Origin of the sequence: Streptomyces sp. NPDC091416 (genome assembly GCF_044756845.1) — a bacterium.
Lineage (GTDB): Bacteria > Actinomycetota > Actinomycetes > Streptomycetales > Streptomycetaceae > Streptomyces.
The window spans coordinates 57832-71953 of sequence record NZ_JBIVTU010000015.1 but is presented as its reverse complement, the minus strand read 5'-3'; the positions used below and the strand labels follow the sequence as shown (position 1 = coordinate 71953).

Below are 14122 nucleotides of genomic sequence, written 5' to 3'. Positions count from 1 at the left end.
CGCGTCACCCTACGATCGGGCACCCGCCCGGACCGTGCAGGGCGCGAGGCACGTCCGGGCGAGTCGTGGCCCGCGGCGAGGCGCCGGCGGCCACGAGGGCGGCCGCCGGCGTCCGCACAGGCTCAGCGGCCGGTCCGCAGGGCCTGGAGCAGCATCGGCAGCGAGGCGTGCAACTCGCGCTCCCAGTAGGCCCAGCGATGAGTGCCCGGCCCGTAGAAACGGGTGACCACGTGCCGTGCGCCGACGCGTTCGAGCTCGCTCGCCAGGGCGTGGTTCTGCCGGTTGAAGTCCGCCTCCAGGGCGTTCGTGGCGCCGGGCGGGTCCAGCGGGCCTGCGGTGCCGTCACCGCAGGACAGGAAGACCGGGATCGACCTGAGGCGCTTGGCGAGGTGGAACGGGTCGTGGGCCGCCCAGACATCGCGTTGCGCGACCGGGTCGCCCCAGACCTTCAGCGGGTCGTCGCCCTGACCGGCGAAGTACCCCATGATGCGGTTCACCGACTCGTCGTCGAGCAGCGGATGCGCGGAGCCGGAGTACGAGGCGGCCGCCTTGAACATGCCGGGGTGCCGGGCCGCGTACATCAGGGCGCCCTGACCGCCCATCGACAGTCCCGCCACGACCCGGTTGCCGCTCGCACCCCAGCCGTGTTCGAGCAGGATCCGCAGCTCCTTGGTGTGGAAGGTCTCCCACGCCGGGTCACTGCCCTGGCCGTAGTTCCACCAGTCGCTGTACCAGCCGTTCCAGCCGGCCTCCGGCATGACCACGAGGACGTCGCGCAGGCTCTCGGTCTGCGCGACATCGGTCTTGCTGGTCCACGACGTGTAGTCCCCGCAGCAGCCGTGCAGCAGCCAGAGGGTCGGCCAGTGCCGGCTCCGGTCGCCCGGATCCCAGCCTTCCGGCGTGAGCAGGCGCACGTTCACGGTCCGGCCGCCGAGCGCGGGTGAGCGAACCGACAGGTCGACCTGCCGGTCGGCGACCTGGGTGACGGCGACGACCTCGGCGCCCCGGGACGAGGCGGTCCCGCTCGGCTCCGCGGCGGCCGACACGGGCGTGTTCGACATCAGCGTGAACAGCAGTGCCCCAACGATGAGCAGAAGGCGGGCTCTTCGGATCGGAACGGCGGTCATGGCTACTCCTGTCGATGGACTGTGGGCGGTCGCGAGCCGGGTCTCCCTGCCCGGGCCGGTCAGCTCCGGGCGGGCAGTATCAGCAGTGCGTCGCCGACGGGGCGTTCACCCGCCGCGTCGGACGGATCGTTGATCATGACTCCGTCGGCCACCATCGTGGTCGATCCGCCGCCGTCGAGATTGACCGCGTCGCGCAGGCCGAGCGCCCGGGCGACGGCGGCGCTCTCGGGGATGCTCAGCCCGAGTGCGCCGGTGCTGCGCCCGTCGGCCGTGACCAGTACGGTCCGTCCCGCGGCGTCCACACCGGCCAGCGTGCGCGGATTGCGCTTGTGCATCCAGCCGTAGTAGAAGCTCGGATTGCCGGACTGCACCATCCCGTCGGCGGCGGGCGTGACGTGCAGGCGCCCGTCACGGACCAGTTCGGGACCTCCGTTGAGGATGCTGGTCGTCCGTGACGGCGACACCTTGCGGCCGTCACCGTCCCGCAGCGTCTTCTCGACGCGCAGGGGCCGGCCGACCTGAGCGAGGGCGGTCAGCCGGGCGGCGCGGGTGCCGGTCGCCTGAACGGAGCTGCCGCCTTCCGGCAGCGGCCCGCCGCGCGGCGACCGCAGCTCCAGGACGCGGCCGCGGGAGTCCAGTACGGCCTCGACGCCCTCGCCGACCGGCGTCTGCCGTCCGTAGTCCGGCGTGAAGGCGACGAGCTCGTCGGCGTCGGAGCAGGTGACGTCGTGCAGGGGCAGCGAGGTCGGCGTGTCGTCCGCGGTGCCGCCGCAGTTCCGGATCAGGCCGGGAACACGGTCGATTCCGTCCAGGGACTGCGACGCACCGCGGCCGACAACGCGCCCCTCCCAGGTCAGCCGGGCCACCGCGCTGTGCCGGCCGTTGTCGTGGATCACCAGGCCGGGCCTTCCGTTGACCGGCTCGCTCAGTACCCGGCCGTCGTAGACACCGACACCGGCCGGATCACCCGGTGCGCCGGCCTTCGGATCGAGTACGAAGAACCCGGCATTGATCCCCGCAGTCGCACCCGCCGCGGCCGCCAGCTCACTGGTCGTCTCACGGTTCTCCAGATCGGGGCCGTACGACGCGTCGAGCCCGCCGCGGAACCGGTCCGGGTCGATGGTGAGCACGTCGATCCGCCACGGACCGCGGTCCGTCGGGTCGCCGTCCCAGCCGGTGTACACGGCGGACCCGGCGTAGCCGGCCTGTCTCAGGCGGGTGAGCTCGGCCGCCGCTGCGGGCTGCGTGTCGAACCGCCCGACCCGGACCCGCCATCCGAGCGGTCCGCCGGCGAAGTCGGCGACGGACGGCGTCGTGACCTGCTCGGCCCGGGCGTCGAAACCATCCCCCGCGATGTCCGCCGTCAGTTCATCGGCACTGGCCCGGTCCTTGAGCGCCGTCGGTGGCGCGTCGGGATCGGGCGAGGTGGCGCCGCCCGGGATGGACACCTCGACGGTCCACGCAAGCGCCGGAGCGTCGGCACCGCGCACGATCCGCGTGAGGGTGACACCGGGCTGGAGCGTCCGCGTGCTCCGCGTCTCCGTCAGACCCACCGCACCCAGTGGCAGGGCACGCGCCGGCCCGGGGCGCGGTTCGGAGGAAGCGGGCGCGGGCGAGGCGCCGACCAGGGCAATCAGTGCCAGGACCGTAGCCGTGCCGAGGACCTTGCTGTTCATGTACCCCCCTGGGAAAGATCCGCCCAGCAACGGTGCGTGTGCGGGCAGCCACCAGTCAAGGCGTGTGCACGTCAACTCTCGTGGTCCATTGGCGCAACGCCCGTCGAACGCACAGCGAACCGGAGCGACGGCTCCGGCCCGGACCGGCCGGGCGATTCACGCCGCTCGAAGGGCAACAGGCCTAACGGGACGGACTTCGTGACCGTCCCGGAGAGGACCCGCCCCTCCTTCTCGGCGAACGCCGCACGAGGGTCCGGCATCAAGGCCTTCAAGGACACCGTGACGCGGCCTTCCCGCGTCTCGGAGGCTCGGGAATGCGGACGAAACCCGTGCAGAAGCCGACCCTGACGCGGGACCCCGTCGAGCACCCTTCGGAAGCGGTCGAAGTCGGCCAACGGGGCACCGGGGTGGTGCTGACGTACGAGCACCAGCACATCTGCTCCGTCGCACCCTTCCGCGCGCACAGTCCTCACGGGACCGGGCTTCGTGCCGCAGGATGCGGCCGACTTCGTGGTCATCCTCGCCCGGCTCCCCGGCCAAGCGTGCGGAGCAGGGACTGGAAGCGAGGACCGGACGCCGAAGCGGACATGGCCGGAGCCCAAGGGCTGTCCCGTGAAGGCACGAAGCTCGCCGAGGATCCCTCGGAAGTGGTCCGTCGGTGTGCCGCGAGATTCGGGGAGGTGCAGATTGCGCGGACGACGCCACAACAGCAAAGGCAAGGAGATCGCTCTCCTTGCCACTCCCAACGTATAGCGCACCGGGGGGCTTGCGGCAAGGCCCGGGTGGTGCCGCAGAATCGTCGGCCGAGGCCACAGCCTGCGGAAATGGGAGCACGACGTGTGTGAGGTGTCGATGTACGGGGGACGCGGTGACGTCGGGGAAGCGGTGGGGGCGAGCAGTGCGGGGGCGGGGTTGCCCGGGACGGTGGTGCGGGTATGCGAGCCGCCCCGGTCGCCGGATCGAGGACGGCCGATGACCACGACATGGCGGGCAAGAGGTACGACGTATGGGGAGGCGCCTGTGATTCGATCGGCCGGTGCAGGGCAATGGGACACGACTGCCTCGGAGGTGTCGCGATGATCGAGCAGTACGTGTGGGATCTCCGGGAGGCTGACGAGACGCAGGCCGAGGTCGTCGGCGGCAAGGGCGCGCACCTGGGCGCACTGTCGCGGATCGACGGGGTCCGGGTGCCGCCCGGCTTCTGTGTGACGACGGACGCCTTCCGGCGCGTCATGGCGGAAGCGACGTCGATCGACGACAGCCTCGACCAGCTGTGCCGTGCGGACCCCGGCGACCGTGAGGCGATCCGTACGCTCAGTGCGCAGATCCGCCGGACCATCGAAGGAATCGCCGTCCCGGGCGATGTCGCAGCGGCGATCACCCGCGCGCTCACCCGGCTCGGCGACCGGACCGCCTACGCGGTCCGGTCGAGCGCGACGGCGGAAGACCTGCCGACGGCCTCGTTCGCCGGCCAGCAGGACACGTACCTGAACGTTCTGGGGCCGACGGCGGTCCTCCGGCACATCAGCAGGTGCTGGGCCTCGCTGTTCACCGAACGGGCAGTGACCTACCGTCAGCGGAACGGCATCGATCACCGTACGGTCCACATGGCCGTGGTCGTGCAGCAGATGGCCTTCCCGAAGGCGTCCGGCATCCTGTTCACGGCCGATCCCGTCACGGGCAACCGCAAGGTCGCCACCGTGGACGCCGGCTTCGGCCTCGGCGAGGCGCTTGTCTCCGGTCTGGTGAACCCCGACGTCTTCAAGGTGCGGGACGGCGAAGTCGTCGCCAGGACCATCGCTGCCAAGGAGCGTGCCGTGCACGCCCTGCCGGACGGCGGCACCCAGGAAGTGGCGATCGACGCGCAGCACCAGGAGCAGCCGGCGCTGACGGACGAGCAGGTGCTGCGGCTCGTGCGGCTCGGGCGGAAGATCGAAGCCCATTTCGGCCGCCCGCAGGACATCGAATGGTGCCTGGCCGACGACGGCTTCCAGATCGTTCAGAGCCGGCCGGTCACCACACTGTTCCCCGTCCCCGAGACCGACGACCAGGACAACCACCTCTACGTCTCCGTCGGACATCAGCAGATGATGACCGACCCCATGAAGCCGCTGGGGTTCTCCATGTGGCAGCGGACGGCCATGGTCGCGATGCACGAGGCCGGCGGAAGGCTGTTCGTCGACGTCACCCGGCGCCTGGCCTCGCCCGCGAGCCGCGCCGCGCTCCTGGAGGTCATGGGGAAGGGCGATCCGCTGGTCAGGGACGCTCTGGAGACCGTCCTCGCCCGCGATGACTTCGTCCCTTCGCTCCCGGACCCGGACCCCGGGAAGCCGCCGGCCGGCGGTGCGCCCGCCCCGGTCGAGACCGATCCGGCCGTCGTCACCGAGCTGATCGAGGTCAGCCGGGCATCCGTCGCCGCCCTGGAGCGCGACATCCGGACGAAGACCGGAACGGAGCTGTTCGACTTCCTGCTGGAGGCCTTCGAGGAGCACAAACGAGTCCTCGGCGACCGGACGAGCATGCAGGTGATCATGGCCGGGATGGAGGCCACATGGTGGCTCAACGACAGACTGGAGGAGTGGCTGGGCGAGAAGAACGCGGCCGACACGCTCACGCTGTCCGCTCCTGACAACGTCACGTCGGAGATGGGACTGGCACTCCTCGATGTCGCGGACGTGATCCGCCCGAGGCCTGAGGTCGTCGACTTCCTCCGGGGCGTCGAACACGTCCAGGACGACGCCTTCCTGGACGAACTGGCGAAAGTCGAGGGCGGGCCCGAAGCGCGCGACGCCATTGAGGCCTACCTCGACCTGTACGGCATGCGCTGCGTCGGCGAGATCGACATCACGAGGCCCCGCTGGCGCGAACGCCCCACCACGCTGGTGCCCGTGATCCTCGACAACGTCAGGAACTTCGAGCGAGGCGCTGCCGGGCGGCGTTTCGAGGAAGGGCGGCAGCGGGCGCAGAAGAAGGAACAGGACGTGCTGTCACGCCTGCGGGTTCTGCCCGACGGGGATCGGAAGGCCGACGAGACCAAGCGGATGATCGACCGGGTCAGGACGTTCATCGGCTACCGGGAGTACCCGAAGTACGGCATCGTCAGCCGCACCTTCGTCTACAAGCAGGCCCTGCTGCGGGAGGCCGAGCGCCTCGTCGAGGACGATGTGCTCCGCGAGAAGGAGGACGTCTTCTACCTCACGTTCGAGGAGTTCCACGACGTCGTGCGCTCGAACCGGCTGGACGACGGGCTGATCCAGCGGCGCAAGGACGCGTTCAAGTCGTACCACGCGCTGACACCGCCCCGCGTTCTCACGTCGGACGGAGAGGCCCTCACGGGGGCGTACCGACGCGACGACGTGCCGGCCGGTGCTCTTGTCGGTGTCCCCGTCTCCGCCGGGACCGTCGAGGGACGGGCCCGCGTCATCCTTGACATGTCGGAGGCAGACCTCGAAGCGGGCGACATCCTGGTCACGTCCTTCACGGACCCCAGCTGGTCGCCGCTGTTCGTCGGGATCGCGGGCCTGGTGACGGAGGTGGGCGGCGTGATGACCCATGGCGCGGTGATCGCGCGGGAGTACGGCCTGCCCGCTGTCGTGGGCGTGGAGCGGGCCACCCGGCTGATCCGGGACGGGCAGCGGATCCGTGTGCACGGAACGGACGGGTACGTCGAGATCCTGCCCTGACCGGCCCCGAGGACCCGCGGGCGGCCCGGGAACCGGTCTCCGCCGTGACGACGTCGGGACGGTTGAGCAGGCGGGCTCCCGTCCGCCGGCCTTCCCGGCGGCCGACGGTCTGCGGGCGGCCGGCCGGGGCGCGCCCGGGCCCGTACGAACGGGGCCGCGGTGCCGGGCGGTTCAACCGGAGGTCAAGAGGTGTCGCGCAGCCGCAGAAGGTAGGTCGCGGTCAGCGCGACGGCACGGTCCCCGTCACGCGACAGCTCCACGAGGGCGGATGACGCAGCCGGCCCAGGAACGGCGGCCAGCGCCTGCGTCAGCCGTCCCCGGGCAGGCGCTCCGGTGGCGTCGTGAGCCAGGCGGCCGACGAGTCCGGTCGCGATCCGGTCCGCCCTCGCGGCGTCGCTCGCCAGCACGCTCAGGGCGTCGGCCGCATCGGTGTCGTTCCGTCCGTCCACGATCATGCCGATGAGGACCGGGACCGCATCTGCCTCGCCACGTGTGCCGAGGGCCAGCGCCGCGTAGCCACGGACCACGAGGTCGGCGTTCGAAAGGGCGTGCCGAAGCTCCGCGGTCGCCTCCTCACCCGGCATCTCCGCGAGTGACCGGACAGCGCGCTCGCGTACCGCGGCCGCCGGCGAGCCGAGGCCCCGAGCCAGCAGCGCGGGAGCGTCGGCGCCCGAACGGGCCAGGGCCCATCGCAGGGCCCCGGCCACGTTCGTGTCCGCCTCGCTCAACGCCGCCTCGACCAGGGCCTCCACCGGTACCGGAACCTCGTCGCCCGAGGCGAGGGCCGCGCGTTGGCGCGCGTCGGGGCTGTTCGACCCCAGGGCCTGGAGAAGCGCGACGACGTGGAGGACGCCTTCCCAGCCGGCGGGGTCGGCCGCATCGATCCGGCGCAGCCGCGTGAGCAGGTCGCTCTCGGCCGCGATGCGTTCGCGCGTCTGACGGATGAGATCGCCGACGAGCTCCGTGGGCGTGAAGCCGGGATCGTCGAGCGCACGTTTGACCTCACGCAGCGACAGCCCCAGCGACCGCAGGCTCTCGATGTGGAAGATGCGCCGGATGTCCTCCCCGGAGTACTCCCGGTAGCCGGAACCCGTACGACCGGAAGGCCGTACAAGGCCGAGCGATTCGTAATGCCGGAGCATCCGGGCACTGACCCCGGACCGTTGCGCCACCTCACCGATCAACACGTCCTATTGTCACCCTTGGACGTATCCGCCGAGGGCCACGACGCGCTTCGCCTCCTCGAGTGCGTACTCGAATCCGGATTCCGGGTCGTGCAGCAGCCGCCGCGTCGCGAGTGCGTGTACGCGGACCTGCGGGTCGGCAGCCCTCGCCGGTCCGTGCAGAGCCGGCACGATGACCTCACCCAGCGCAACCAGAGCACGGCTCAGGCTCAGCCGTGTCTCCCGGTTCCCATGCCCGAGCTGCGTCGCGAGCACCACGGCCAGGGCGGACTTTTCGTCCTCCGGTACGAGCACGACCGCGGTTCTCCATGCGGCCCGTGCTACCTCGGGGTCGGCGTCGGACAGCAGCGCCCGTGTGAGGGCCGGCCAGGCGCGCGGGTCCCCGATCTTGGACAGGGTGTGCAGTGCCTGGCTCCGGGCCTGCGCACGCTCCGAACGGAGCTCACGGACCAGCCGGGGGAGTGTCGTGGACACCGGGTGGCGGGTGAGCGCCCAGGTCAGCATGTCGCGGACGAAGAAATCGGGTTCGATCCCGCACTGACGGACCAGCTTGTCGACGAAGCCCGGGTCGGGCGCCGAGCCGATCGCCAGAGCCGCCCGCAGCCGAACGGAGGAACGACCGTCCTCCAGCCCCTGGAGCGCCCGCGACGCATCCGTGTCCTGTCTCATGGCCGTCATCTCGACCACCTCCTCGGCAAGCAGTGAAAGGCCTGTCACCGTGTCAAGGTCAAACAGCAGCTGCTGCGCGGTCGCCGGCGTGATGGCCGAGATGCCGGCAGGGGCCCGACCGGAGATGCCGGTCGGGCCCCTGCCCACTGCCGTCGCGCGGGAATCAGGTGCGGCGGTGACTGCGGTAGTAGTCGCCGACCTGCCCGTGATATCCGGCGTCTCCGACGTGCTTGTCCTTGTCGAACTCGGGGGAGTGCTTGATCTGGTCCTTCGTCAGGTCGACGAAGATCCGCTGATCGTCCGGGTCGACGTTGATGACCGTGCCGGCCGGGAGCAGGACGTGCTTCCCGAAGATCCAGAGACCGGTGTCCACCACGAGGTACGAGGAGTTGACTTCGTCCGAGTGCTTGTCGACCTTGCCGATGCTTCCGTCGGTGGCTTCGACCTTGTATCCGATCAGGTCGGTGCCCGCGGTGTGGTTGGCGGCCGGCTGGTAGCCCCAGATGTTGTCACTCATGAATTGACTCCTTGATAGAGATTCTTCACCTTCCGCGGTGCGACAGCGGAAGGTGCCGGCGTCCCTGTGAAAGCGGTGACGCCCTCTCGGAGAGCCGCCTGCCCTTCCTCTCCGCCCCTATGCGTCTGTGCCTCGGATGTATCTCTGAGAGTTTGTGGGGAGGGCGGAAACGGGTGACGGAGAGAGGTGGCCACCCAGGGCCGAGCGGCATCTCTTTCCCCTGGTCACGTCGAACAAACCTGCGGTTTCGAATGCATGGGAGAGGGTGGTCGGGGCATTCGAGGTCCTGGAGGTTGATAACTATGGTTCCCCTGATTCTCGTTCTTCTGCTCGCCCTCGTTCTCTTCGGTGCCGGATTCGCGTTGAAGGCTTTGTGGATCGTGGCAGTGATCGTGCTGGCCGTCTGGCTGCTCGGCTTTGTCATGCGTTCCGTCGGAGCGGGCGGCCACCGTGGCCGCTGGTACCGCTGGTAGTCCTCGGCGACGGCAAGAAGGTGCGGGACTCGGGCCGGTCAGATCCGGGGCGCCGGTCGGAGCGCGTGGGACGGGTACGCGTCGTGGACCTCACGAAAGGACAAGCCGTGTCCCACCAGCGGAACATCCTCGTGCTCGGCCTCGACGAAGCCGACCTGCCGACGCTGAACGCCGTACCGGATGCCGGCACGTACAGGTTCCATCCGCTGCTCGGCATCCAGGAGTTACCGGAGGGCGAGGTCTCGGCCTCCGATCCGATGAGCCGGGCCCGTGCGGTCTCCGACGCGCATGACGGCAGCATCGACGCGATCGTCGTCCACGGCGACTTCCCGGTCAGCACACTCATTCCGATGCTGGGCCGGGAGTACAGCACACGCACCACCAGCCTGGAATCCGTCGTCAAATGCGCGCACAAGTACTTGAGCGGGATGGAACAGCGGAAGGTTATCGATGCATACCCGAACTTCGGGCGGGTGGGCCTGCAATGCGCGGCCCCCCCCGGACGCGACGGCGTGGCCTTTCTCATGTGGCTCAAGCCCGCACTCGCCCATTCCTCGGAAATCGCCTAAGCCGTATCGGACATGACGAAGTTCCGTCGCGCCCGACGGCCGTGCGGCCCGGGTGGCCTACGGGGCGCTCAACCTTGCGCACGGATCGGGTGATGGCGCTCTCGAGCCCCCTGAACCGGGCCGGATCTCTCACATCCGGATCCCGCTCAACGGGGTCGCCCCAGGTGGTCCCCGCCGTACATCGCGTGCGACTCCCGGGCTCTCCACCTCGTACTGGCCGCTCGTCCGGCCGGCGCCCTCGCCTGCGCGGCCGAGCGTTCATGAGGCCGGCAGCTCCCTCACGCTGCCGGTCCGGCCCGCGGCGGCCCCGGACGAGGTGCCGCCGGAGCCCTTCGGTGAGCCCGAGGGGTGCGAACCGCCGGAGGTCACCCAGCTCACGGAGCCCGAACAGGCATGGACCGTGTCCGGGGACCGCGGCCTCCGTCCCCCGGTGCTGCGCCACGCCGCCCACGCATCCGGGCCCGCCCGCCTCGGATCTGCCGGGCGGCGGGCGGCGGGCGGCGGGCGGCGGGCCCGGGGGCCCTCCCGCAGGGCTCGGATCTGCCGGTCGCCGCGGTGGCAGCGGTGGCGGCGGAGGCCCGGAAGCGGCGGTGCATACCGCCCCGCGACGCCAGCAGGTCAGCGGCCGGCCGCCCGGCGGCGCAGCCGCAGGGGTGCGTAAACGGCGAGCGCCGCGACGAACGCGACGTAGTAGGCAAGGTCCGCACCGTGGAGTGCCGCGGCCACCGGTCCTACGTACAGGCTCGTGTCCATGAACGGAACCGCCGCGCCGAAGGCGACGACGAACGCCGCGAGAGCGGGCCACCACGGCTGCGGGCGGTCGCTCTCGGCAGCCGGCTCGAAGGGAGCTCCGCCCCTCTCCCCGGCGCGCGCGAACCAGTCGACGGCTACGACCGCCACGAATCCGGGGATCCAGTAGCCGACGAACAGCAACACGTTCTGGAAGCGGGCCGTGGTGTCCGCGGCGTGCATCCACAGCACCAGCGGGAAGCCGAGTACGGCAGCGAGGGCCGCCGCCAGCGGCCGCGGGATGGGTACTCCGACGGTCTGAAGGGCCAGAGAGCCGCTGTAGTCGTTCATCGCGTTGCTGCACAGGGCCGCCAGCGCGACGGCCAGCAGCCCGAACGCGCCGAGCGCGCCGCCTCCCAGCAGTTCATCGACGCCCCTCGCGGTCTGGTCGGTGAAGGCGGAGGCTCCCCACAGGCCGAGCGCCTGCACGGCTACGAAGGAGACCGAGATCCCGAGAAGCGTGTACCAGAACATGCGGGGGCGGGAGGCGGACCGCGGCAGATACCGGCTGAAGTCGCTGGCGTACGGGGCCCAGGAGAGCGCGAGGCTGAGTGCGATGGTGCTGGTGAGCACGAATGCGCCGGCGCGGTCGGCGCCGTGCACCGACCCGGTGGTGGTGGGGTGGACGCCGTCGAGGAGCTTGACGGCCAGCGCGACGAAGGCCGCGGCCAGTACGAAGGTCATGATCTTCTGGAGCCGGTGGATCGCCTCGTAGCCGAAGACACCGAGGAGGCCCTGCCCCACCATCATGACGAGTACGCCCAGCCAGAACGGCCATCCGCACAGCCGGGCCAGCGCGTCCCCGCCGAACAGGCCGATGAGCGCGTCCCACGCGACCGACGACAGCCACTGCAGTACGCCGGGAACGGCAACGGCCCGGCCGAATGCGAGCCGCGCGAGCGGCAGTTGACCTGTCCCTGTGAGGCTGCCCCAGGTCCCGAGGTACGCGGTGGGCACGGCACCGACGAGCGTGCCGAGCACCACAGCCACCAGCGCGGTGGTGAAGTCCAGCCCGAGGACGATGCCGATCGTGCCGGTGAAGACGCCTGTCATGGTGAGGTTGGGGGCGAACCACACGGTGAACAGCCGCCCGGGAGCGCCGTAGCGGTGCGACTCGGGGACCGGGGCGATCCCGCGGGTCTCGATGCGCAGATCACCGCCGGCGGAGGACGTCCGCCCGTCGGGAACGGGCCGGCAGCCGGCGTCCGCCGGACCGCTCGGAGCATGGGGAAATGACATGGATGACATCCCTCCGCCAGTGCTAACTGGTTCAGGTTCGACGGGTGTGATCTCAGCCCCGCTGGTCGGGGCACCCCGTGTCGGATTGCGTCGGCAAGGCTAACCCACGTGTTCGGGCCCCGATGACAGGGCTCCGGCCGCTCGGCCGAGAGCCCGCGTCCCGGCTTGCTCATGCGCCTCGTTGAGCGGGGCGCGATCTTTGCGGAGGCATCCCCGGTGACAGGGGGAGGCCGCCGGAGAGGAGCCCGCAAGCGGCTCCGGCGGCGCGCCGTCCCGCGGGCACGGACTGTCAGCCCGTGGAGGTGGGCCGGTGGCGCGGGGCCCCGGCGATCTCCACGGTGGAGGTGACCCGGACGACCGACGGGGACCGGGGCGCCGAACCGAACCCGAAGGTGACCGGGGGGTCGACGGGAGCGAGCCCGCCGAGATCCCGCCCGTCCAGCATCGCTGTTGCCGCACGGACGCGGTGCAGGTCCCGCGCTCCGTACCACTCACGACGGTCCGGACCCGCGCGGCCCAACGTGCGGACACCCGGCAGCAGGCGGGCCGGAATGTCGCAGACGGCGGCCCAGGTGCGGCTGCGGGCCAGGGGCGCGGGCACCACGCGCAGCAGCCTGCCCAGGGCGGTCCGGGAACCGGTGACGAGGTCCAGCACCAGCGGCCCCGCACCGACGTGCCAGCGGTTCCCGTCACGCCTGACCTCCACCGGCACCACCTCCACGCGCTCGAACACGTAGGTGTCCGCGACGAATTCGGCGATCCGGCGGGAGGGGGCGAGCAGACCGCGCTCGCCGTCCGGGTGCTCGATCATGACATCGCTGAACGCCCCGAACGGGGACCGTGGCCAATGCCCCCACACGAGCCGCGTCCCCGAGACCGTGCCGACGGCCCCGATCCATCCGTCGAAGTGCAACCGTTCCTGTGCCATGGCGACAGTCTGGCCCGCCCCGCCCGGACACACCGGGACCGTCGCCCCGGACACGAACGCGGCGGCGCACCGGCCGCCCGGGGTGTGGCACTCCGGGACCCCCACCGGCCACGCGGGCTCGGCGTCCGAGGGGGATTACCTCACAAGTCGCCACGCGAAAATCTATGTCGGCGACAGTAGACATTGGATGGCGGCGTGATTATGGTTTCTCTCGTAGCCGGAAAGGCCGCGGGGGCCTGGCAGAGATGAACTGCCGGGCAGCAGTACGTGCGGTGCGGGTGGTTGCAGTTCGCAGGACGGTTCGGTGGCGGAGTTCCGAAGCCAGGGTGGTTGCAGGACGGCGACGGGGCTGGCGACCGGACCGGGTGGCCCGCAGTGATCAGGGGCGGCCCTGCAGCGGTACCCGTAAGAGCGTGCGCAGAACCAGCGGTCAAGTCAGTGAGCAGCAACCTCGGTGAAGGCGTCGGCTGCGGACGCGCGCACCGGGTTCGTCAGTGGGTTCCAAGCCGGAGCAGGACGGGCGACGGAGCCGGCGGGCGAGGCGAGGCGCTGTCACAGGCCACCGAGCAGTACAGCGTCAGTAAGTGATCGGTCTCAGAGGGAAGAACGGAGGAGCCAGGCGCCATCGGGATCGCCCGGGTGGAATGACAGAGCCCGGGTACCGCAGGACATCGATAGTGAGGTGGTCTCCGGTCAAGCAACCGCGATCCCCGCAGACCCGGCAGCATCACGTCGGGACATGCGGAAACAGAAGGCCGGCAGAGCATTAAGGGCCGGCAGATGGTGTAGCAGTTCCTTCGGGGCCCTGGTGCCGTACGGCACCAGGGCCCCTCCACGCGTTCCGCAGAGAGGTGCAAATGACAGCAGATGACACGTTCGGCCGTCTCGATGACGACGACTACCCCGCGTACACCATGGGCCGGGCCGCGGAGATGCTCGGTACCACCCAGGGCTTCCTCCGTGCCATCGGCGAAGCTCGCCTGATCACCCCGCTCCGCTCCGCCGGCGGCCACCGTCGCTACTCCCGCTACCAGCTGCGCATCGCCGCGCGCGCCCGGGAACTCGTCGACCAGGGCACCCCCATCGAGGCCGCCTGCCGCATCGTCATCCTTGAGGACCAGCTCGAAGAGGCACAGCGCATCAACGCCGAATACCGCGAGGGCGTCAGGCAGTCCGGCGCGGCGGAGACCTGATCGGCGACCTGCCTGCCAATCGGCACGTCTGCGCCCGGCGTCCACTGCCGCGCTTCCTGCCGCGTTTCCTGCAGG

11 protein-coding genes and 1 riboswitch are annotated in these 14122 nt (G+C 70.6%); of the genes, 4 read left to right on the top strand and 7 right to left on the bottom strand.

What is annotated here, in order from left to right; genetic code table 11:
* Positions 1-122 precede the first annotated feature (122 nt).
* Both ACIQMX_RS34335 and ACIQMX_RS34330 read right to left on the bottom strand, forming a co-directional pair.
* The gene (locus tag ACIQMX_RS34335; RefSeq protein WP_402484017.1) at positions 123-1127 is read right to left on the bottom strand and encodes an alpha/beta hydrolase; all 1005 of its coding nucleotides are present in this window, start codon (positions 1125-1127) and stop codon (positions 123-125) included.
* A gap of 59 nt (positions 1128-1186) precedes the next feature.
* Entirely contained in the window at positions 1187-2803 is a 1617-nt protein-coding gene (locus ACIQMX_RS34330) for a phosphodiester glycosidase family protein (protein ID WP_402484015.1), read from the bottom strand.
* A 1076-nt stretch (positions 2804-3879) separates the two neighbouring features.
* Here ACIQMX_RS34330 and rph point away from each other — a divergent pair.
* Complete coding sequence (gene rph, locus ACIQMX_RS34325) at positions 3880-6486, top strand: rifamycin-inactivating phosphotransferase (RefSeq protein WP_402484013.1); 2607 nt, start codon at positions 3880-3882, stop codon at positions 6484-6486.
* 182 nt (positions 6487-6668) lie between these two features.
* On the opposite strand, the gene ACIQMX_RS34320 is transcribed toward rph, so the two are convergent.
* The 3 genes from ACIQMX_RS34320 to ACIQMX_RS34310 form a co-directional block, all read right to left on the bottom strand.
* Entirely contained in the window at positions 6669-7673 is a 1005-nt protein-coding gene (locus ACIQMX_RS34320; RefSeq protein WP_402484011.1) for a MerR family transcriptional regulator, read from the bottom strand.
* 9 nt (positions 7674-7682) lie between these two features.
* Positions 7683-8348, bottom strand: a complete 666-nt coding sequence (locus tag ACIQMX_RS34315; RefSeq protein ID WP_402484009.1) for a HEAT repeat domain-containing protein — start codon at positions 8346-8348, stop codon at positions 7683-7685.
* A gap of 154 nt (positions 8349-8502) precedes the next feature.
* Positions 8503-8856 carry a PRC-barrel domain-containing protein gene (locus ACIQMX_RS34310; RefSeq protein WP_363070009.1) on the bottom strand — a complete coding sequence of 118 codons (354 nt, stop codon included), beginning with the start codon at positions 8854-8856 and terminating at the stop codon, positions 8503-8505.
* A gap of 302 nt (positions 8857-9158) precedes the next feature.
* Between ACIQMX_RS34310 and ACIQMX_RS34305 the strand changes: the two genes are divergently transcribed.
* Entirely contained in the window at positions 9159-9329 is a 171-nt protein-coding gene (locus ACIQMX_RS34305) for a hydrophobic protein (RefSeq protein WP_363070007.1), read from the top strand.
* Between the two features lie 107 nt (positions 9330-9436).
* Positions 9437-9898, top strand: a complete 462-nt coding sequence (locus tag ACIQMX_RS34300) for a hypothetical protein (RefSeq protein ID WP_402484006.1) — start codon at positions 9437-9439, stop codon at positions 9896-9898.
* Positions 9899-10516: 618 nt separating this feature from the next.
* Here the strand turns inward: ACIQMX_RS34300 and ACIQMX_RS34295 are convergent.
* Both ACIQMX_RS34295 and ACIQMX_RS34290 read right to left on the bottom strand, forming a co-directional pair.
* Positions 10517-11926 (bottom strand): purine-cytosine permease family protein, encoded by a 1410-nt coding sequence (locus tag ACIQMX_RS34295; RefSeq protein ID WP_402484004.1) that lies wholly within the window; start codon positions 11924-11926, stop codon positions 10517-10519.
* A riboswitch (TPP riboswitch) is annotated at positions 11918-12014 on the bottom strand. (Overlaps the previous gene by 9 nt.)
* Positions 12015-12215: 201 nt before the next feature.
* A complete protein-coding gene (locus ACIQMX_RS34290; protein ID WP_402484002.1) occupies positions 12216-12854 on the bottom strand; it encodes a hypothetical protein in 639 nt (212 codons plus the stop codon).
* A gap of 857 nt (positions 12855-13711) precedes the next feature.
* On the opposite strand from ACIQMX_RS34290, the gene ACIQMX_RS34285 reads away from it, so the two are divergent.
* Positions 13712-14047: a MerR family transcriptional regulator gene (locus tag ACIQMX_RS34285; protein WP_402484000.1), complete on the top strand. Its 336-nt coding sequence runs from the start codon at positions 13712-13714 to the stop codon at positions 14045-14047.
* The last annotated feature ends 75 nt before the right edge of the window (positions 14048-14122 follow it).

Bases quoted from the DNA above. Each gene is read 5' to 3' on its own strand.
- ACIQMX_RS34335 (WP_402484017.1), bottom strand. From the start codon at position 1,127: ATGACCGCCGTTCCGATCCGAAGAGCCCGCCTTCTGCTCATCGTTGGG.
- ACIQMX_RS34330 (WP_402484015.1), bottom strand. From the start codon at position 2,803: ATGAACAGCAAGGTCCTCGGCACGGCTACGGTCCTGGCACTGATTGCC.
- rph (WP_402484013.1), top strand. From the start codon at position 3,880: ATGATCGAGCAGTACGTGTGGGATCTCCGGGAGGCTGACGAGACGCAG.
- ACIQMX_RS34315 (WP_402484009.1), bottom strand. From the start codon at position 8,348: ATGACGGCCATGAGACAGGACACGGATGCGTCGCGGGCGCTCCAGGGG.
- ACIQMX_RS34310 (WP_363070009.1), bottom strand. From the start codon at position 8,856: ATGAGTGACAACATCTGGGGCTACCAGCCGGCCGCCAACCACACCGCG.
- ACIQMX_RS34305 (WP_363070007.1), top strand. From the start codon at position 9,159: ATGGTTCCCCTGATTCTCGTTCTTCTGCTCGCCCTCGTTCTCTTCGGT.
- ACIQMX_RS34295 (WP_402484004.1), bottom strand. From the start codon at position 11,926: ATGTCATTTCCCCATGCTCCGAGCGGTCCGGCGGACGCCGGCTGCCGG.
- ACIQMX_RS34290 (WP_402484002.1), bottom strand. From the start codon at position 12,854: ATGGCACAGGAACGGTTGCACTTCGACGGATGGATCGGGGCCGTCGGC.
- ACIQMX_RS34285 (WP_402484000.1), top strand. From the start codon at position 13,712: ATGACAGCAGATGACACGTTCGGCCGTCTCGATGACGACGACTACCCC.